This is a genomic window from Tardiphaga sp. GW821-FHT12E02, from assembly GCF_058807155.1.
On the sequence record NZ_JBXAQK010000001.1, the window covers coordinates 338,053 to 357,146 of the forward strand.

18 protein-coding genes are annotated in these 19,094 nt (G+C 62.7%); 10 read left to right on the top strand and 8 right to left on the bottom strand.

All coding sequences use genetic code 11. The features are described 5' to 3' along the window. Nucleotides 1-2 precede the first annotated feature (2 nt). From AC1RQ5_RS01620 to AC1RQ5_RS01640, 5 genes are all read right to left on the bottom strand, one after another. A complete protein-coding gene (locus AC1RQ5_RS01620; protein WP_493196859.1) occupies nucleotides 3-362 on the bottom strand; it encodes a hypothetical protein in 360 nt (119 codons plus the stop codon). A 132-nt stretch (nucleotides 363-494) separates the two neighbouring features. Beyond that, nucleotides 495-974, bottom strand: coding sequence for a cupredoxin domain-containing protein (locus tag AC1RQ5_RS01625; protein ID WP_493196860.1), 480 nt, complete (start codon nucleotides 972-974; stop codon nucleotides 495-497). Nucleotides 975-1,015: 41 nt separating this feature from the next. Beyond that, on the bottom strand, nucleotides 1,016-2,077 hold the full coding sequence (locus tag AC1RQ5_RS01630) for an acyltransferase family protein (protein ID WP_493196861.1): 1,062 nt from the start codon (nucleotides 2,075-2,077) through the stop codon (nucleotides 1,016-1,018). A 267-nt stretch (nucleotides 2,078-2,344) separates the two neighbouring features. Next, a complete protein-coding gene (locus AC1RQ5_RS01635) occupies nucleotides 2,345-3,874 on the bottom strand; it encodes a porin (RefSeq protein ID WP_493196862.1) in 1,530 nt (509 codons plus the stop codon). A 392-nt stretch (nucleotides 3,875-4,266) separates the two neighbouring features. Further along, complete coding sequence (locus AC1RQ5_RS01640; RefSeq protein WP_493196863.1) at nucleotides 4,267-4,764, bottom strand: MarR family winged helix-turn-helix transcriptional regulator; 498 nt, start codon at nucleotides 4,762-4,764, stop codon at nucleotides 4,267-4,269. A gap of 938 nt (nucleotides 4,765-5,702) precedes the next feature. Here AC1RQ5_RS01640 and AC1RQ5_RS01645 point away from each other — a divergent pair. After that, nucleotides 5,703-6,305 (top strand): DedA family protein, encoded by a 603-nt coding sequence (locus tag AC1RQ5_RS01645; protein WP_493196864.1) that lies wholly within the window; start codon nucleotides 5,703-5,705, stop codon nucleotides 6,303-6,305. A gap of 616 nt (nucleotides 6,306-6,921) precedes the next feature. Here AC1RQ5_RS01645 and AC1RQ5_RS01650 read toward each other — a convergent pair. The 3 genes from AC1RQ5_RS01650 to AC1RQ5_RS01660 form a co-directional block, all read right to left on the bottom strand. Then, nucleotides 6,922-7,656 carry a class I SAM-dependent methyltransferase gene (locus AC1RQ5_RS01650; RefSeq protein WP_493196865.1) on the bottom strand — a complete coding sequence of 245 codons (735 nt, stop codon included), beginning with the start codon at nucleotides 7,654-7,656 and terminating at the stop codon, nucleotides 6,922-6,924. A 185-nt stretch (nucleotides 7,657-7,841) separates the two neighbouring features. Then, the gene (locus AC1RQ5_RS01655) at nucleotides 7,842-8,279 is read right to left on the bottom strand and encodes a hypothetical protein (RefSeq protein ID WP_493196866.1); all 438 of its coding nucleotides are present in this window, start codon (nucleotides 8,277-8,279) and stop codon (nucleotides 7,842-7,844) included. 121 nt (nucleotides 8,280-8,400) lie between these two features. Continuing rightward, nucleotides 8,401-8,643, bottom strand: a complete 243-nt coding sequence (locus tag AC1RQ5_RS01660; protein ID WP_493196867.1) for a helix-turn-helix domain-containing protein — start codon at nucleotides 8,641-8,643, stop codon at nucleotides 8,401-8,403. Nucleotides 8,644-8,805: 162 nt separating this feature from the next. On the opposite strand from AC1RQ5_RS01660, the gene AC1RQ5_RS01665 reads away from it, so the two are divergent. The 9 genes from AC1RQ5_RS01665 (at nucleotide 8,806) to AC1RQ5_RS01705 (ending at nucleotide 18,731) form a co-directional block, all read left to right on the top strand. Next, entirely contained in the window at nucleotides 8,806-9,132 is a 327-nt protein-coding gene (locus AC1RQ5_RS01665) for an HNH endonuclease family protein (protein WP_493196868.1), read from the top strand. Then, a complete protein-coding gene (locus AC1RQ5_RS01670; RefSeq protein WP_493196869.1) occupies nucleotides 9,132-9,707 on the top strand; it encodes a hypothetical protein in 576 nt (191 codons plus the stop codon). The genes AC1RQ5_RS01665 and AC1RQ5_RS01670 overlap by 1 nt, the downstream gene beginning before the upstream one ends. Before the next feature lie 165 nt (nucleotides 9,708-9,872). Continuing rightward, entirely contained in the window at nucleotides 9,873-10,415 is a 543-nt protein-coding gene (locus tag AC1RQ5_RS01675; protein ID WP_493196870.1) for a hypothetical protein, read from the top strand. Nucleotides 10,416-10,426: 11 nt separating this feature from the next. Beyond that, nucleotides 10,427-11,185 (top strand): metallophosphoesterase, encoded by a 759-nt coding sequence (locus AC1RQ5_RS01680; RefSeq protein ID WP_493196871.1) that lies wholly within the window; start codon nucleotides 10,427-10,429, stop codon nucleotides 11,183-11,185. Between the two features lie 194 nt (nucleotides 11,186-11,379). Beyond that, entirely contained in the window at nucleotides 11,380-13,671 is a 2,292-nt protein-coding gene (locus AC1RQ5_RS01685; protein WP_493196872.1) for an AAA family ATPase, read from the top strand. A 486-nt stretch (nucleotides 13,672-14,157) separates the two neighbouring features. Next, nucleotides 14,158-14,679: a hypothetical protein gene (locus AC1RQ5_RS01690; protein WP_493196873.1), complete on the top strand. Its 522-nt coding sequence runs from the start codon at nucleotides 14,158-14,160 to the stop codon at nucleotides 14,677-14,679. 535 nt (nucleotides 14,680-15,214) lie between these two features. After that, nucleotides 15,215-15,907 carry a hypothetical protein gene (locus tag AC1RQ5_RS01695; protein WP_493196874.1) on the top strand — a complete coding sequence of 231 codons (693 nt, stop codon included), beginning with the start codon at nucleotides 15,215-15,217 and terminating at the stop codon, nucleotides 15,905-15,907. A gap of 86 nt (nucleotides 15,908-15,993) precedes the next feature. After that, the gene (locus AC1RQ5_RS01700) at nucleotides 15,994-17,487 is read left to right on the top strand and encodes a tyrosine-type recombinase/integrase (protein WP_493196875.1); all 1,494 of its coding nucleotides are present in this window, start codon (nucleotides 15,994-15,996) and stop codon (nucleotides 17,485-17,487) included. Next, entirely contained in the window at nucleotides 17,484-18,731 is a 1,248-nt protein-coding gene (locus tag AC1RQ5_RS01705; RefSeq protein ID WP_493196876.1) for a hypothetical protein, read from the top strand. Before AC1RQ5_RS01700 ends, AC1RQ5_RS01705 begins: the two co-directional genes overlap by 4 nt. Nucleotides 18,732-19,094 lie beyond the last annotated feature (363 nt).

Genomic DNA, 19,094 nt, shown 5'->3' on the forward strand with positions numbered 1-19,094 from the left:
GTTCAGGTCAGGGATTTGGGGGGCGGAGGGTCGATACCACGCGGCAAACTGCGTCGTTCGACGTCGTGAACGACGGTCTGGCGACTGACAAGTTCCGCTGTCGTCGCAACGACGAACGGCGCAGGCGTCGAAACCGAGAAGCATCCATGGCAGTGATGGTCCGCCACGATGCCCTTGTCGGAATGACCCGGCTCCTGGTCGACGAGCGACACGACGGTCGCACCGTTGGCGCTGGTCACGTCCAGTTCGAACAACCCGTGCATCGCACCGGCGAAGAGATATGACGCCAGCACGACCATGACCAAAGCCTTGCGCGAGAAGCGCAGCGGGCCGTGGCGGAAGATGCGGGCGAAAAGCGTCACTATCGTTGTCTCTTTCGAACTATCCGAGTGAGGTAGCACGGATCGAGGAATCGTGTCGATGACGGATACTGTAACAATTTCAATTATACAACAGTATGTACGGTTAACACGTGGGTATCTATCTGCCCCGTGTTACTCGACTATGACCTCTCCGCGAATTTCCGTCTCCGCATGACCCGGAACGAGGCAGGCAAATTCGAATGTGCCGGTATTCATGAACTGCCACTGTAGATCCACAGTGGATTTTGGCCTCATCACCCGCCCGTTGATCTCATGATGCTCGAAGTCCGGTGAAACCTTCATCGACTCGGCATGTCCGAGATTTTCAGTCGTCGTTCCCAGCACGAACTCGTGCTTCACGTCGGTATCGTTCCGGACGGAGAACTTCACGACCTGCCCCCGCTTGAACTTCAGTTGGCCCGGCGTGATCTCAAGCTTCCCGCCTTTGTCCGAGTAGACGACCGCGACCGGCATCGCGGACTTCCATTTCCCCTTCACGGGTTGGCCGGCGGCGTAGGTGTAGTGGGCGTCGACGGCAGGCCCTCGCGGGGCGGCTGCGGCGAACGTCGTTCCAGCGATCATTGCGGCGGCAGCGATACAAATTCGTAGCAAGATTTTAACTCCTCGGCAGTCATCGACCGGACGAACGCACGTCATGCGGCCCTGCCCGACCTGTAATTCAATGCGGGCCGTTCGATGGCCGACCACGAAAATATCGCAAGCGGCAGCACGCAGACGAACGAAAGAAGTGCGAAGACCGGCAGCGAAATGCCGGGCGCTAACGTCAGCAACGCCTGCTGCACGGGCCATCCGTAGATATAGGTGCCGTACGATATATCGTTGCGCTGCGTCCATCGCGTGACGGCACCGAAATCCATCGCGCCGGCGACAACGGCGACATGCGCCGTGAAAATGATGCAGGTGACCGCCGAAAGCGACGTTCCCGCGAACGCGATCGCCGCGGAGAAGGATGTCGGCAGCAGCCACGGCGTCACCGGCAGGACATCGCGCCCGCGATGTGCCATGACGCCGAGCAGGAAGCAGAGCCCGTAGCGGCTCAGATGAAAGGGCCAGAGCTTGTCGACGGCACCGACAAGCGCCAGTGATCCTGGCTGCAGGGCGACCATCATAATCGCCGTCACTACAAGTGAGATCATCAGAAAAGCAGTCGATTTTCGCAGACCCATCGCCTGGGCAGCGCCGAGACCCGCGTAGGCCGCGATCTCGTACTTCAACGTCCAAAGTGGCTCGTTGACTGCAGATGCGTATGGCAGATCGCCGAACAGACCGGGCGGCGACGGTGCTTGCTGGAAGCGGGCAAGCACCGTCGCCGGATAGGTCCACGTCGTGATGTCGGCGAAATAGACAGTCAGTGCCGCCGTCGTCAGCAGCGGTCCCGCGATAAGCGCGAAAGCCAGCCCGTAGACGAACAGCGCCGGCACGATGCGTAGCAACCGTGCGACCGCGAACCGCCGCAGTCCCGGATGGCGGTCGAGCGACCGGGACAGCAGAAGTCCCGAGAGAACGAAGAATACGTTCACCGCGTGCTGCCCGAGCGTGAACGGCGTCGACGAGGACAGTGGCTCCGGCGTGCCCGGACCGTACCTCAGGATGAAAAGATGCGAGACGATCACCGACGCAGCCGCGGCGAGCCGGACGAGATTGAACGAGTTCCGGTCCGATTGCAGCCTTTCGGATAGAACCGCGCCGAACATCGGATTCAGATCTCCAGACCGACAATATTTGGATGCGCCCTCCAAGCGGGGATATTCGCCGGAGAGCGCCTCCGTCCGGCGCGCAGGCGCACGACGGACACTCCGACCGACGTCACCACAACGACGGAGGGAATTCGAAAAGAAGAGGACGCCTCCGGCCGGGCATGGCCGAAGGCGCCTTGGAGGTTCACGAAGCCCTGAAGAGGAGCCCAGCGAACATCTCCCCCGCGAGGAAGGGAATTCGTAGCGGGAGAGAATCTCTTGTCATCAGAACGAACGGAGGATCTGAACAGCACCGTTGTAGAGGTTCTGATCCTGCGTCTGCAGCACCGTGCCAGCGGGCTTGCCAAGCATGCCGCCGGCATTCGTCGTGTAGGTGCCGTTCAGGTTCTGATCGAGTCGGCTGTAGGTGAACTGGGCCGACAGAGTGAGGTTTCTCACCGGGGTCCAGGCAGTGCGCGTACCGATCTGCGCCAACGCGAGATCGAAGTTGCCCGTACCCGCGAACACACCTGCACGGGCGGCTGGCGTCGACGACGAGTTGAAGCCTGGACCGCCGGCGCCGCCGCCCTGGAAGGCTGCCAGCATCTGAGCATTGCCGTCGCCGTACGAGATCTGGCTGTAGTTGCCGAACACCGACGTGCGCCATGCCGGGGTCCAATAGTGCTCATAGAACGCACTGACCTGCCAGGCTTCGCTCTGGATGATCTGACCGCCGGGCGCGAAAACGCCGTCAAGCACGTAGCCGAAGCCGGCGGTGTTGCCGCTGACCTTATTGTACCGGCCGCCGCCAACCACGTCGGTCGTGCCGCCGAAGATGTATTTGGCAGCACCCTTTCCGTACGAAGCTTCGAGCTTCAGGCTATCGCCAGCGCCCGTCGGAATGTTCTTGAACTCGAGGGCGCCCGTGACCGCGAAACCAAAGCTGTTGTCCGCGTGCCCAGTGTTCTCCGTGCCCGCGTAGAAGCCCGGGGTGATCGTGTGCATCGCGGCACCGAGATGCAGCGTGCCCCAAGCCTGATCCAGACGAAGGTTGCCGACGACGTCAGGGATCTGGTTGCCGCCGTACGAATTGCCGAGGAAGGTGTTCGAGCTCGAACCGTAGAACGTACCGGTGAAGGTGCTCGCGCCCGGGCCGACGATGAACGCATTCGTGTTCCAGAGACCTGCGTTGCGGTAAGGCGACGCATTCTCCAGCGAGATCGTGGCCGACACGCCGTTACCGAACGAAGCGGTGTAGGCAAGCTGGGGGATGCCGGTGGCGTTGTTCGAACCGGCGTTGAAGCCCGACGAGATATACGGCCTGGCGAGTGCCCACTGCGGATCGAACTGCGAGACAGCCTTACCAAAGGTGAAGCCGGCGAACTGGATGAACGCGTAGTCGACTTCGGTGTAACCACCGGCGATCGATTCACGGTTCTGCAGGAAGTCGAACTGGATGTTGGCATAGGTACGGACAACACCGTAGTCCGTGGCCGTGCGCGTATCGGTCGTGAGGTTGATGCGCTCACGGGTCGTGTAGTTATCCTTGGTCCACAGGTTGTTGCCGCCGGCACCGCCCTGCCAGAACGGCGTGTCGTAGGTACCGCCGTTGAATGCGGTATCGAGGCGAATGGCACCGCCGATCTTGATGCAGGTGTCGGTGCCCGGGATGTAATAGAACCCAGCACCGTAGAGCGAGCAGACCTTCACATACTCGACCGCCTTCGCCTTCATCGGCAGATCAGCCGCCTGCGCGCCCGCGATGAGAGACAGACTCGCGGCCGTTCCCAAGATCGTATTCTTCATCAGATTCATGTGAATCCCCTATCCTTCAGCGAGACATTTAGGACCGTTCGGTCATCCGGCCGATCCGATATCAATCGATGCGCTTCTCAACTCGATCGAGCGCTCATCGCGCCCCTGCTACACTTCGCGCATTCGATCAGGAGACGTCCCCCAACTCCGCCGGACGATATGAATTCCGGCGCCGCATCAGAGCAACACATGATTGATAGTTCGAGGCCGTGCGGCGTCGGTTTGCAGGTGGCCGTGACAAAAGACCAGCGCAGAAAGCGTATGATTTCGACAGGCAATTTTATCATTAAACCCAGGACATGCCGGATCATCGGGACGGACGAAGCAGATGCAATAATCATCGGAAACACTTACTTTGATAGGGATTCCGTGTTTTCGATTTGGGCATTCCGTCACTCCTCGCCCGCGGCGACGAGCAGCATCGCTCTCCCGAGCCTGCGGCGCATGGAGATCAGCGTCTCGGACAGTTCCTGCAGCGGCTGCTCCTCCAACTCGCCACGCACATGCTGCTCGAGGGTGTACTTCGACGAATCAAGCTCGTTCAGGCGCGTGATCGCCAGATCGGTGAGCGAGAGCAAGACAAGTCGCTTGTCTCCTGCCGACTGAACTCGTCTCAATAGGCCGTATTGCTCCAGGATCTTCGACTGGGCGGACACGAAAGATCCATCGACATTGAGCAATGCCGCTACGTCCCTGACCGAAACGCCCTCGCCGTCGCTGAGGCCGTCGATCGCCGTGATCGTGATCCATTGCGACCCCGTTACGCCGATCCTCCTCCCCAAGAGGTCAGCGATGCGCATCATGTAGACGCCGATCGCGGACAGATCCCAGACGAGACGTCGCCCGACGTCGTCCTCGTTGCGCAGCGCATGCTGGAGAGTGTTGGGCATCCCCTCGAATGTCGGTCGGTTGCCCCTCATCGCTTGCCTCCCGCGCCGACGGGGGAATGCGATGCGGCGCCCACGCACGCGCCGCCTGCACGCCTCCGAGCGAGCTTCATTGAAAGGCGAAAGCTTCGGTCCGGACAGGGGATGCGCTCGGCCGTGGACGAACGACGTCCGGCACGCCTCTGGGGCGCCCCTATGATCATCATGGACATTGTTACTACCTGAATGACGAAAGAAGACGCGGCAGCGTCTGGCGAGTCGTTCAGACAGAAAGTTTTGGAGGTGGCGTATCCGGACACCCATGCCGCGAACGCGGAACGGCGACATCGGGAAGCTCGATCTTGGAAGGAGGCTGGATTCGCATCACGCGGCCATTCTCGGAAGCCAGGGCCGAAATGCACGACGCACCATGATCGCAGAGCGATAGGACGAACTTCACGTCCTTTCCGTCGGCAGAACTCGAATCCAGAACGACCGCAGCGCCTGACGTCGGGACGGAGTGAGCGCAAGCCGTATTGTGCGCGAAACCCGCGAAGAGATAAGCGAGCGCGACAAGCGGAAGCAACATACGGCGTAAACCGTATAATTTACTCATGTATCGCGCTTTTCGACGCTCACCGTGCATGCGACCCAGATAACAAATCGCTGGCCGAGCGCAAAGCCAAAAACGAATCCTTCGTCTATGGCGACCAAACACCGCATGTCGGAACGAAAATACCTTCGCAAACTTGGGATGGGTGATCACGACCTGTCCAGATGCCTCATGGACGCTCTCGTTCGCAGCGATTGCAACGTTCCGATGATACGGGAATGCGTGAGACCGTCAGAGCGGCGTATTCGACGTGCATACTTTCAATGTCCGAAATGCGTAGAGCGGCGGCGCGATAGCCGCTATTGCACAGGACCGATTACTTTACTTCGCGCTGATTGGGGGACACGCCGTGGTCGATTTCGTGGTAGCGGCGGTTGAACGCTTCGGTGTGTTTGGCATCTTCATGATGATGCTGCTCGAGAATCTGTTTCCGCCAATTCCGTCTGAAGTCGTTATGCCGCTCGCGGGTTTCGTCGCCTCGCGCGGTCAGCTCTCTCTGACGGCAGCAATCGTGGCCGGGGCGGCAGGATCATTGCTAGGCTCGTTCTTCTGGTACTTAGTCGGACGCGGGCTCGGCGACGAGCGACTGAAGCGCTTCGCCAGCAAGCACGGAAGATGGCTCACGCTAAGTCCGGCTGACGTCGATAGCGCAAGCCGGTGGTTCGCACGTCACGGCGCTGCGGCTCTCGTCCTCGGTCGCCTGGTGCCGGGAGTGCGGACCCTCATCTCGGTCCCCGCAGGAACCTTCCGGGTGTCGCCGCTCCGGTTTCTGCTGCTCTCCACGATCGGTTCGGCGGTCTGGACGGGTGCCCTCGCCTATGCCGGCTTCGTCTTCGGAGCCAACTACGGAAGGATCACCGGCATCGTAGAGCCGATCGGCACCGGCATCTTCATAATGGCGATCGCGATCTACCTATTTCGCGTCGCCACCTTCAAGGCGCAGGCCGACTGAGGTATCCCGCCGACCCCAGCCGATGTTGCAAATACACCATGACTAAATCGTATGATTTCATCCGAAAGCCCATGATCGCGATGTGCGTCGGCGACAGGTGTCCTGCCCCCCCCCCGCTTTTCGGCCAGCGAGCTGCACTCGAAACTCATTCGATCCAAAGCGCGACATGGATTCCCCCTCTGCAAAACTTGCGACACTTGCATTGAGAAGGAAGGTGTCCGCCCATCGCGGGTCGGACTCGACGCTCACGTCTTCCGATGTCGGGGCTGCGACCACCGACGCGAGGTACCTCGCGACACGCGGTTCTCGAGCGACGAGGACCGGTAGCGCCTCGTCCGACTCCGACGTGCCCCATCTCGGACTTCACCTAGCCTTTCTGTCGCTGGCTGTGGTGCGCGCAGCCTGAGCCTTGCAGTCCGCGCATTCGGAGCGCTGCACCTCGTAGCCGGTGCGCCACGGATGCGGCCCCGTCCGATAGACGAGCATCTCGCCTCCGCACTTCTTGCAGACGCCCGTCATCGCGTGCCCACCCGTCGCCAGTATCATGCTCGGTCCCGCCGCAGCGCGGCCGCGCACGGACGCCCTGCCCACATTGCCCCGGCCATCACCACGGCTCTCAAATCTCGATCTCCGCCCGCAAGACTTCGGCGAGCCGCGGCCGCTTGCGGCACAGATAGGTCGCGCGGCGCTGATTGTGACCGATGTTCCGCGCCATCCGTTCGCAGGTAAACCCGGCGCGATCGAGCACCAGGCGGATCTCGGCCTCTTCGTAGTTCGTCAGACCGAGCTCCTGCCTCAGTTTGCGATAGGGCGAGATGGCGGTCTTTGCCAGGCCAATCACCGCGGCTCCGAAGAATTGCTCCTTTCTTGCGAGGGTCAGGAGCGCGTAGGCATCGGACACGGCACCGCCTTCGGCGGAGACGATGTCGCCCAGCAACAGCTTGCCGGCCTCCTTCAGCAGGCGATCGAAGCTTGCCAAGGTCTTCCGCATGTCATCTGGAGTCAGGTACTGTGCGACGGAATGCATGACGACGACGTCGAACGAGCCATCCGGAAAGAGGTCGAGCTCGTTCGGGGCCACGACCATGATCTTCGGATGGTTCGGAAACCGGAGCTGAAGCTCCTCCCGCACCAAGGGTGCGGCATCGCAGAGGATGAGCTGGCCGGCTTTGTTCACCATTTCATCTACGGCGAAATTCCTGCCGCAGCCGAAATCGAGGACCGCACTGTCCTTCGGCAGGTACGCGATGATGTCGCCGGTGACGAGCTGATCGTGGACGATTTTGTGCCGTTTGTTCACGTAGATGTGGTGGTCGGTGTTCCAGAAGCCGACCCAGTCGAGCTTTTGCATGAGATTTCCTTTTGAGCGATCGCGTTGCCCGCCGCGGCGAGGTCGATATGATCCGAATGTCGAGATGGGCTCTGCTGTCGCCGCGGCGCGCATGTGCACGCGCTTTTCGGCGGCTCCCGAGAAGATCGGGACCGACAGCGTTCATGAATGGTGGGAACGCAGGGGCGACGGCCCCGGCACCACCCTCACGCGCGGAGAGGAGGTCTCGGAGGGCGCTCGAAGGAAACCATGTCGCCCTCTGACGCCGTCCTTCCGACCGACAACGTCGTAGAGAGCGACGGCACCGACGGCAGAACAAGGGGCGTCGGGGGCAGATCAGAAGCGACATGCGAATGATCGGCGGGATCGTGACGATCCGCCTGGCCGGCATCGTTCTGACCGTCGGTCATGACAACCTCGCGACCGCCGTCCGGACCGGGAGATAAATGGGACCGGGTCTCGCCCTGAACCGTCGTCATGCCATGGTGCGAGTGGCTCTCGCTCCCGATGGGAGGCCGCTGCAGACCAACGATCATCGCGAAGATGAGCGCGATGCGGAGAAATATCTGCAGAGATGGAAATGACATCGAGTGACGCATCGCCCCGTTGGCCGTCAGCGACAGATGCAGCAAAGGCGCGGCCAAATAGTGGCGCCATGTCGCATCGAAAGGCTTCCGGTCGCAAGGTGACGCCGCTGTCGCCGGGAGTGTCGACCGGCGCTGCCGTATCTCCTTTCGGAGGATCTGCGTCGCTTGGCGCGCAGCACTATTCGCGTTGCCGCCGCAGCCTCACGCCCGCGACGAATTCATCGTCGCCGAACAGAAAGTCGATGCCCTTTCCCTCTAGAAATTCTCGGATCGCCGTCTGGACGTCGCGGCGGCGCTGATCGGGCCGGCCCGGTGCGTCGGTCTCGATCTTGCTGATCGTACGGCGGGACACCTTCGGCGTCAGCGACTCGCCGAGCTCCGTCTGCGACAGGTCTAGCAAGCCCCGTGCGGCACGGATCATGGCCGCGGTTATGGGCGGTGGGGAGGATATCGGGGCATGAGGCATTCAAGCGTTCTAAGGGGGAAAATTAACGTTAGCAAGCCTTATCATTCCCATTATGAGAAGAATAATTGACTTCGGCGATGGCCGGTGGCATCTTGTTCCCGATGAAAGGGAAGCGAGATGACCTACAGCGAGTACATCCAGTCGAGCGCCTGGCGGACAAATGCGGCGCGGTTGCGCGAATTCGAGGCAGCCCGCTTCGAATGCCGTCTCTGCCCCGCGAAGGCCGCGGACGGCGCCGCCCTCGAATCCCATCACCGCACGTACGACCGCCTGGGGTGCGAGACCGACGGCGACCTCACCTCTCTGTGCTCGGAGTGCCATCGCGCGGTGACGTCGTTCCTTCGTGCCCGCCGCTACGCGCTGCTGCAGCCGCTGCGTGCCGACGTGAAGATCGTCCGCGTCGACGCGCCGCTGATCGACCCGACCCGCATGGAGATCGCGTGATGCATGCCGACAAGATCCGCCTGCGTCTGACCGGCACCCGCCCGCTCCTGATGCACTCCTCGCGATTGGCCGATCCGCTCGACCCGATCCGGGCGCGTCTGACGAAGATCACGTCCAAGCGCATCAAGACCGTCGCCGATCATCTGGAGATTTCGAAGATCGAATGGCACGGCGGTCTCTGGCTGTCCGAAGGTCGACCCTGCATTCCCGCCGAGGCACTGCTCAGCACGTTCAAGACGGCGGCCAGAGCTCGCAACAAGGGCCAGGAGGCATCCGCCGGCATCCAGATCGGTCGTCCCGCCATCTTGGAGTTCGACGGCCCGCGCGACCTCGACGAACTCGGCGCCGACGAACGCTTCGTGTTCAGGACGACCGTCAGGGTCGGACGCGCGCGGACCGTCCGGACGCGTGCCCGCTTCGACAACTGGGCTGTCGAATTCGACGTGATGTACCTGCCTACTCTGCTGAACCGCAGCGAGGTCGTCGACACTTTCATGACGGCGGGCTTCACGAAGGGCTTGGGCGATTGGAGGCCGACGTTCGGCACCTACCTCGCCGAGGAGCGCAAGGAATGAATTTCGCGGCTCGGCGGGGCGTGGCCCGGCGAGGCAGGGCACGGCCCGGCTTGGCGAGGCACGGGGAGCGCTTCTGAGGAGGCGCTCCCTTCCACCAACACTCTGAACCGAATCCGGTCCCGATGGACCACAACGCGCCCTTCGGCGCGAACGGAGAACTGTGTCATGCGTACAGACGACAAGAAGAAGCCGCGCCGCGATGACGGTCGCGCCCTCGAATTCGCGAAGCCGAAATCGATCGCCGCCTACTTGTTCGGCGAGACGTCGGCGGACTGGGAACACGCGCATCTGCTGTGGCGCTCCGTGCCGGCGCACCGCTTCCACCGGGACCACCGTGCCGCCGTCGCCGAGTGCATGCGCCGCACCTCGTCGACCATGGACGCCTGGCGGCTGGCGATCGCCGGCGACGCCGCCAGCGCCATCGGCCTGGCGCTGAGCATGGGCATCCCGCAGCAGATCACGATCCGCACCGACCTGACGATGACCGTCCTGCTGCACAACGCCCTCCGTGGCAGTGCCGGCGCCACGCTGGTGCTATCCAACCTGATCCGCCGTATGCCGCTCGACCGCGTGGACCGCCGCCGCTTCGCGACTTCGTGGCTCGCGCACAATTTCCGCGAGGCGTGGCCGGAGCTCGACGAGCGCATTCGCCTGATCAAGGTCGACACGACGCACCGTCACGCGGATGACGCGGAGGACAGGTCGTGAGGGTCCAGGTCATGTCCGATCTGCACGTCGAGTTCTACGGCACCGCGGCGATGCCCCGCACGGTCGATAGCGCCGACTTCGTGATCGTCGCCGGCGACACGTGCAAGGGCCTGGTCAAGGCCGTCGAGACGCTGCGCGACGCCTTCCCACGCGCCGAGGTGGTGACCGTCGCCGGCAACCACGAATACTACGGCTCCGAACTGTCCGCCGAACTCGAGGCAGGCCGCGTCCGCGCCGGTCAGTTGGGGGTGCACCTGTTGTCGGACGACGCCGTGACGATCGGCAGGACGCGCGTCGTGGGCGCCACGCTCTGGACCGACTACTGCCTGTTCGGCGCCGGACTGCGCGAGCCCGCGATGCACACCGCGCGGGACGGCATGAGGGATCACAAGTCGATCACCTGGCGCAAGGAGCCGTGGGCCCGGTTCAGACCCGAGGAGGCGGCTGCGCTGCATGCGAAGTCGCGGATCTTCTTGGAGACCGAGCTCGCGAAGAGCCACCCGGGCCCCGTCATCGTGGTGTCCCACCACGGCATGACGCTGGAGTCGGTTTCGCCGACGAACCAGCGCTCGCTGCTGAGCGCCGCCTATGCCTCGGAATTGCTGCCGCTTGTCGACCGTCACCGTCCCGCAGCCTGGGTTTCGGGGCACACCCATCACCCAATGCGGCTGCGGCGCAACGCGACCATGTTGCTCAGCAATCCGCGCGGATACCCGGGCGAGTGCAGTTCGTTCGACCCCGCCTTCGTCATGGAGATCGCAGATGACTAAGACGACGGACCGCCTCGCCATACTCCTCACGTTCCAGGTGCATCCGCCGTAGCGGGCCGGCGCCGACGACACCACCACGGCCACTGCCATCATGGAGAGACCGATGCCCCGACCCACGAAGCCCTCCGCCATAGCCCGGAATCCGCAGTTTCATCCGCCCTAGCGACCACGATCTTCGAGACAGGACGATACGCGTGACTAAGTACATCAATACGAAGAAGCGCCGCGGAAGCGGTGCACACGACGCCGATGCGACCCCTTCGGTATCGGCGGCAGGAGCCGTTCCGGCGTCCTACGACATGCCGGCTGCAATGGGGCCGCTCGAGGCCGAAACGCACCGCCTGGCCGTCGAGGCGGCGCGGACGTACCGTAAGGCCATGGCCGCGGCGCAGGCCCGCCGGATCGAGCAGCTCGATGCCACCGAGATCCCGACGGCGGTCAAAGGATTCGTCGGGCTGGCCGCGCTCCGGAAGCGACCGCGCGACGGTGACGACGACGATGACGTTCCGGTCGCCAACAAGAACGCTAAAGTGGAGGCGGTGACTGCCGTCGACATCGCGGCCCGCCTGATGCTCGCCCGGCAGATCGATCGCCACGAAGGACTCGCGAATGCGATCCGCTGCGCGACGCCCGTCGTCATCGTCGACGTGCCCGATCCGGCCATGCTGGAACGGCTCGCCCGGCTGTGGCAGGACGTCGTCCTTCCGGCCGCCGCGGTCTGCGCGAAGATCGGTGGAAGCGGCACGCTCCGCCACGGTCAGTACGATGCGGTCTCCGTCGTCACCAAGACCCCGACGAAGGTCAAGGACGTCGAAGAGACGCGGCGCGCGACGCTCGACGCGCTCGGCCTCGCCGTGCCGGTCATCGCCTTCTCGCCACGCGCTGAAAGTTATCTACCCGCCGAGCTGCTCCTCGCATGCACCGACCGGCTTGCGATTCCGCCGCTGGACGCACGCACCATCGTCAGGACGATCGAGATCGTGACGGGACGCACGTGCCGCGCAAGGCTCGACGACGTCACCGTGGCGCGGATGGGGCTCGACGAGATCGCCATCGCCGTGCGCTTCGACCGCGCGCCGGCCAACTGCATCGCCGGCCTGCGCCGCCTTGCGGACGCCAAGACCGTCAAGCGCGGCCCGCGCGACCTCACGCTGGACGAATTGCACGGAATGAACGACGCCGTGGCGTGGGCCCGTGCGGCGATCGTCGATCTGAATTTGTGGAGGCGTGGGGCCGTCGGGAGCTGGTCCGCAGTCTCGTCCAAAGTCCTGCTGAACGGCCCGCCCGGCACCGGAAAGACCACGTTCGCCGCGGTTTTCGCACGCGCCGCAGGGCTTCCGATCGTGACCGCCTCGCTCGCCGGCTGGCAGGCGCAAGGGCATCTGGGCGATCTTTTGAAGGCGATGCATGCCGATTTCCGGAAGGCGAGAGAGCTCGCAAACTCGTCTTCCGGCTGCGTGCTGTTCATCGACGAAATCGATGCCTTCGCCGACAGAAGCTCGATCCGACACGACCACGCGGACTACGTTATCCAGGTGGTCTCTGGCCTCCTCGAACTCACAGACGGTCTCGCCGGAAACGAGAATCTCTTTCTGGTCGCGGCCTGCAACGATGTCCGTCGCTGCGATCCCGCGCTGGTCCGCCCGGGACGGTTCAATCCGGTGATCGAGGTCAGTCTGCCGAACCTCGCGGATCTGGAGAAGATGTTCCGCGTGCGCCTCGGCGAGGATCTCGTCGGCGCCGACCTCCGCGAAGTCTGCGAACGGACGCTCGGCGGCTCGGGAGCCGAAGTGGAGCGCATCGTCAACGACGCCCGCCGTCTCGCCAGGCAGGATGGCGCCCGGTCGGTCGTCATGCAGGATCTTCTGAGGATCTTGAAAAGCGAGGACGCCCGGCCGCAGGCGCTCCGGCATCGCACGGCGATCCACGAAGCCGGACACATCGTCGTCGATGTTCTGTTCAACGGCGCCGCCGGGATCCACGCCACCATCTCGCCGTCGCGCGGGATCGGCGGGCGGGTCGTCCGCACGGAGATCAAGGAGTCGGCCGGCACCTACGAAGACTATTCGCGCCGCATCCAGATCCTGCTGGCCGGCAGGACGGCGGAGATCCTTCTCTGCGGAGATTGCGGCCACGGATCCGGTGGCGTCGCCGGCTCGGACTTGGAAACTGCCGCTGCGATGGCAGCAGCGATGGCCGGTTCGGTCGGGCTTTCCGGATCGCGGCCGCTGCTCTTTCTCGCGCCGCGGGAGCGCACCTGGGATCTGCTATCCTATCCCGAGGTCCGCCTCGCGGCGAACGACGAGCTCGTCAAGGCTTCGGATGCGTGCCTTGCGATCCTTCAGCGACATCGCTGCGCCCTCGAAGCTGTCGCGGAGGTGCTGCTGACGGAGGGGCGGATCGACGGCACCGCCGTCGCCCGCCTCATGGCGTCCGCCAACCCTCCGAAAGAGGACATCGACCGGCTCGGGAAGCGGATGCCGTGAAACATCGATCACATGCGCGTTTTGGCACCCGGACCACCCGCACGGGGCCTGGAAACGACAGGAGCGAAAACCATGGGCACTAAACCCAATCTGCGCCGCGTGGCGGAGCGGCCCGACCCGCAAGCCTGGGGAGAGGATGAAATTCTTACACTGCCTGAGGCCGCTTTGCTGTTTTGGCCTCGGGGGCCGCTTCGGGTCGCTTCACTCCGCACCGCCGCCCGGGACGGGAAGTTGGCGATCACCGTCATCGCCGGTAAAATGATGACAACGAAACGGGCCCTGAGAGGTTTGGCGGTCTGCACTCCAGCAGTTCGACGGTCGGCCCAATCCGGATCACTTTCGTCCTGCAACATCGTTGAACATCTCGTCAAGGCGACGGAAGAGCGGCATCGGTCGAACCCGGGCACCTAATCCGCCGCCCCTCCGCCTAGCCCACGACCGTGCCACGTGGTGTATGATGACGTTCCCGAATGTGGAGCGATCGCCATGGCGGCGCCGAGACCCCTGACATTTCTCAAGGCACTGATCGCGGAGGCCGAACTCCGTTTCGGCGGCCGCATCGAACCGTCGGCCCGCATTTTGGTCGGTCTGATCGACCAGGGGCCGCCCTTTGCCTGGATGACGTCGGGACCGACCAGCATCGTCTTCGTCGGTCAGGATCTCCTCGACGACGTAGATACTCTCACCTACCAGCTCGCGCACGAAGCGCTGCACTGCCTCGGAACCTGCCGCGCCACGTCCGCGCTGGAGGAGGGACTTGGCACCCTGTTCGGGCTCGACAACAGCATGCTGCCGAAGGTCCGATCCGAGACCGAACGCCATTGCCTCGACCCCGAACGCGCCGGATATCTGAAGGACGTCGAAGAGCTCCTCGCGATCGACCCCGACATCGTCCGGAATCTCCGGCGACCGCCACGCCCGTTCGAAGCGATCGAGGCCGCGGACCTGACCGCTTGCGGAGTGCCCGCGGATCTCGTCGGGAGACTCTGCCGCTCCACCGGAACATGATCACGCCCGAAGACCAGCGCCGGTCCCCGCGTCTCTCGGATGAAGGGCATTGGTTGCCCGGACGACGAACCCCGCGAGTACCGAGCACGACCGGCGACCCTAATCCCGGCAAGGGGCCCGGAGGCGAAAAAGGTCGGAACCGCCACCTCACGATAACAAGCGACCACGTACACCTAGATACCGGCAAAAATCGCCGGAGCCGCCACATTCATCGGATCGTAGCAGACCGGATCGGAAGCATCCGAAGTATTCGCGATAGCATCAATACTTGGCGTTGAAGCATTATTGGAGACTAATTCAACAATTCGCGTGGGCCCATAAAAAGCAGGGACTAAACCGGCAACCGGTTTTAAGCACCTGACGAATTTGGGCTTTCTTCGCACCGCGCCGCTCTGCCGCCGCAATCGCCAAATCCACGCTATCCCAATCAAATCGAGGCAAAACCGGTCGGACTACAATATCCTCGAAGCATTCGAGGGATGGCATTTACGTTTTCGACTTTCAGTTCTAATGTTCTGGGGTCGGAGAACTAATTATGGCAAAGTCCCCTCAGCTCGTCGGTGCGATCGCGAAAGTCGTCAGGAAGCCCGACGAGACGGTACGCGTCGCACTGCGCCGACTTCACGAAGCGGGTCTTATCGAAGTCACCGGGCGCGGTAGAGGCGGCAAGGACATGACCGCCCGCGACGCCGCCATGCTGCTGCTGGCGATGTCCACGGGGACCTTGCTAAAGGACACCCCCGCAACGATCCAAGAATACTGGAACCTGCCGCTGCGGCAGGTGGACAGCGCGGTACCGGAGGCACCCGGATCGACACCAGGCGGGCGCATCCCCGCCCTAGCCGCAAGGTACTTCGCCAAGCTTTTCACTAAGAAGCTCGCCCCCGTAGATACGCTGGGCACGGTGCTGACCACGATCATCGACCTGGCTGCCCAAGGAACGCTGTTTCCGATCGCCGAGCGATCGGACTTCGCCGTTCCACGCGATCCCGGCCGCTCGGGGCCCAGCCGGCCACCGCTCAGCCAGCTCCGGATCAGGATCTATGCTCCGCAGCGCGCCGCCTCGATAAACCTAGATATCAACATGCAATGGAGGTCCGAACACCATTTCGGTGTCTCAAGCGATGAAACGGGAGCACGCAATTACCGTCTTGCTGAAGCTGACTACCTTGAAATCAGGCAATTCTCCCATGCCGCGATTGCCATCATAGGCGAAAGTCTCCGTTAACCAACGATATTCAATGTCTTAAAGACACTTGAAAGCGCCCCGGGACTTCTTATTCAATGACTCCTAGTCACTGAATAGGTGCTCCTATGAACATTCCTCTCGGACCGATCACAACCGACACGCTCGATATCGTTGAAATTGTCATCAACAGATCCGGACTGCGGACCCTCGACAAGGCGGGAAAGCGTGCGCTCGCGGCGGCGCGCTCCGAGATCGCCGCCAACGAGCTGGTTGCTTCGGATGGCCTCCCGCCGAACCAGACTCGGCTGGCAAAAGACTGGAAATGGTTTCTCGAAGACGCGGCGGACCGCCTGAGCTCGGACGTGCTGGAGGATTATCGCCGGCGACTTCACACGATCCCGGCCAAGGAAGTGCTGGTCGGGGCTGCCCTGCTCGACGACCTCGGCCCGCGCCCTCCGGTGATCGCCTCTCAGAAAGCCCGCAACAATTGGAAGGCCAAGGCGCGCATGTATCTGCGCATCGGCCTCTTCTTTGGCCGTTTGTCGTTCGGTCAAATCTCGAAACGCGCCACGGCCGGCTACTTCAAGGCCTGCATCGCGATCTCAACGGCGGCCGCCGAGAACGGTCGCCGCGGTCTGAGCTACATGACCATCAGAAAGGATCTTGAACATCTCCAGCGCGCGCTCCGCGACTACGACCTTCACAACCACCTCGGTTTTCATCCTCATGTCGACGTTCCATCCGACAAGGTACGCCGCACCGCCTACCTGACGCGCCCGGAAGCCGCGCGGCTGCTCTGGTCGACCAGAGGCCGGATCTGGAACCGAGAGACGGGAGCCTGGGTCAAGACCGTCGCGACCGAAGGACGCGTCTGGGACAAGGAAAAAGGCGACTGGGCTCCCGCCGACGGCCGCGTCGTCAACCTCATCGACAAGAAGACCAAAAATCTCTCGAACGGCATGGGCCGCGCATTCCGGGTGGAAATCTACACGGGCTGGCGTAGCGAGAACATGTTCCGCTCGACCTGGAAGCGCCACCCCAAGCACGGCAGCATCGACGTCGCAGAGGGGATGGTGCACCGGACGGGTCACGCCCAGCCGCAAAATCTCAAGAACATGCATCCAAGCTCCAAACTGCTGAAGCGGCTGCTGCAGCACGCGCGGCGTTGGAAGAAGATGGACGACAGGGACGGCCACAGGTTCATCATCCGGAAACGGGACAACGAGCCCTACAAGAGCATCCATGAGCAGTTCGTGAAGCTCGTCGAAGCGGCCGGCCTGGACCACGAAATCCTGATCCACACCTTCCGCCATACGCTGGCGACGTGGTCGGCGATCATCGGCGTGGATATCCATTCCACAGCCAAGCTCATGGGCATGACCGTCGAGACGCTCGAGTGGGTCTATCAGCATTTCGCACCAGCCTCGGAGGACAATGCGATCGAGGTGTGGGACGACCCCGACCGGCGGGCGCGCCTGCGCAACCTCACGAAGGAGAAGGATCCGGAGGACTACCCCCTCTACAACGACCACATCCCGATGAAGCCGCAGCCGCGCAAGGTGAAGATCCTTCAGCGCGTGCAGCGCGCACGCGACAATGACATCGGCATGCCGCGATGACCGGTACAGCTACCGTGCTTTCGATCGCCCATCAGCGCATCATGCTCGATCCGTCGACCTACGACACCTGCCATACCAGAGAGTATTGGGTGCAGTGCGGGCGCGCCGCCATGGCCGCAGTGCGCCTATGCTGCAATCTCACGCCCGTAGAGATCGTGTATCTTCGGCGGGACCGATGGCTGCCCGAAGGTGACCCGATCGTCAGGATGCTCGACACCTTCGACGCTCGAGACCGCGAGATCCCGGTCATCGACGCTGCGCGGGTCGTGGTCGCGCGCTACATCGATGCCACGCCGGAGGAATTCAAAGCGTCACGCTACCTCTTCGTGACCCCCAAAAGCCTCCGTCTCGATCGGACCACCGTAATCTCAAGCCTCAACCGGGCCGCGCAGCGGGCGGGCATCTGCGACAACTTCATGGAGGCTTCCGCCTCCACCTTCGCCACCGCTGTCTACGCGGATCCAGTCGATGACGGAGCGGCTCTAGTCCTCACCGGCCGCAGCCTCGTTGACGCCGGAATCCTCGTTCGTCCTCCGATCGAGCGACTGCGAAGCTGCCTCGAAGAACATCATCCCTTGCGCGACATGAGGCGAATCTCATTCTTCGAGACGGAGCCGCAACTGCCGAAGTTGGCGATCAAGATCCGTTCCTGCACCAGTCCCCGAGAACTCGACGAAACCACTCGCCAATCCCTTCGTCGTCAGCATTTTCGCGAAGCAGCCAAGCTTTTCGACGACGGCCTAGTTACTCAGGTAGCCGTCGGAAATTTCTTCGGTCTGGGCCGGGTCCCCATCCACATGTGGTTCAGGCGATACCGTGAAAAGGGTTCGCACAGCCTCAACGGCCAACGGAAAGGCCGCTTGTGCCGCATCACGCCCGAGTGGCAAAGCAAGACGATGCGGCTCTATGCGAAGTTGTCGCCGATCAAGAGCCGGGCGAGCTTCTATCGGAGCCTCAAGAGCGAGTATGCCGACTTCCCTTACCGCATCTCGTCGGTGACGAAGTTCCTGAACGAGGCGGGCGAAAGATGCTCCGGAAAGGAAAGGCTGACCGAGAAATGGCGCAATACGATCGAGACCGAGTTCGCCAAGTTCGATCCACCACCAATGAAGTCAGCGTTCCTCACCCATCTGCAGGACCATTTCGACTTCCCCTATAACAGGAAGGCGCTGGAATCGTACCTCGATGCCGCAGGCTTGGCTCCGATCCACCGCCACCGCTGCGCAGGCGCCCGCCCCAACTGAGCCTTCTTGCGCCGCCAGTCCGCGGCCCCAGCGCTGAGGGCCGGACGCCATAAAGACTTCAGAGCAGCAGATCCGCCTGGCGCTTGACTAATACGGACGAAGGTTGGAGGAGGTCACCGCCAAACAGTGGGCGAAGACACTTCACCCATCATCGATCAAGGAGTCCCTCAAAACGCGCGCGTCGGAGGGCTGTCTTGCCATTCGCTTCGGGTCATGCGCGTTCTCGCCTCGAAATCGCTTGTCATCGCACGCGTTCGATCGAAGCTCAGCTTGATGATCGGCAGTCCGCTTGCACGGCGAATTACCGGATTCGGCCGGATGGCGAAGCCGAGCTGACGTTCGCAACCCGTCCCCGACCTCATC

Coding starts and splice junctions, on each gene's coding strand:
- AC1RQ5_RS01630 (WP_493196861.1), bottom strand. CDS start 2,077: ATGTTCGGCGCGGTTCTATCCGAAAGGCTGCAATCGGACCGGAACTCG.
- AC1RQ5_RS01635 (WP_493196862.1), bottom strand. CDS start 3,874: ATGAATCTGATGAAGAATACGATCTTGGGAACGGCCGCGAGTCTGTCT.
- AC1RQ5_RS01640 (WP_493196863.1), bottom strand. CDS start 4,764: ATGCCCAACACTCTCCAGCATGCGCTGCGCAACGAGGACGACGTCGGG.
- AC1RQ5_RS01650 (WP_493196865.1), bottom strand. CDS start 7,656: ATGCAAAAGCTCGACTGGGTCGGCTTCTGGAACACCGACCACCACATC.
- AC1RQ5_RS01660 (WP_493196867.1), bottom strand. CDS start 8,643: ATGATCCGTGCCGCACGGGGCTTGCTAGACCTGTCGCAGACGGAGCTC.
- AC1RQ5_RS01665 (WP_493196868.1), top strand. CDS start 8,806: ATGACCTACAGCGAGTACATCCAGTCGAGCGCCTGGCGGACAAATGCG.
- AC1RQ5_RS01670 (WP_493196869.1), top strand. CDS start 9,132: ATGCATGCCGACAAGATCCGCCTGCGTCTGACCGGCACCCGCCCGCTC.
- AC1RQ5_RS01675 (WP_493196870.1), top strand. CDS start 9,873: ATGCGTACAGACGACAAGAAGAAGCCGCGCCGCGATGACGGTCGCGCC.
- AC1RQ5_RS01680 (WP_493196871.1), top strand. CDS start 10,427: ATGTCCGATCTGCACGTCGAGTTCTACGGCACCGCGGCGATGCCCCGC.
- AC1RQ5_RS01690 (WP_493196873.1), top strand. CDS start 14,158: ATGGCGGCGCCGAGACCCCTGACATTTCTCAAGGCACTGATCGCGGAG.
- AC1RQ5_RS01695 (WP_493196874.1), top strand. CDS start 15,215: ATGGCAAAGTCCCCTCAGCTCGTCGGTGCGATCGCGAAAGTCGTCAGG.
- AC1RQ5_RS01700 (WP_493196875.1), top strand. CDS start 15,994: ATGAACATTCCTCTCGGACCGATCACAACCGACACGCTCGATATCGTT.
- AC1RQ5_RS01705 (WP_493196876.1), top strand. CDS start 17,484: ATGACCGGTACAGCTACCGTGCTTTCGATCGCCCATCAGCGCATCATG.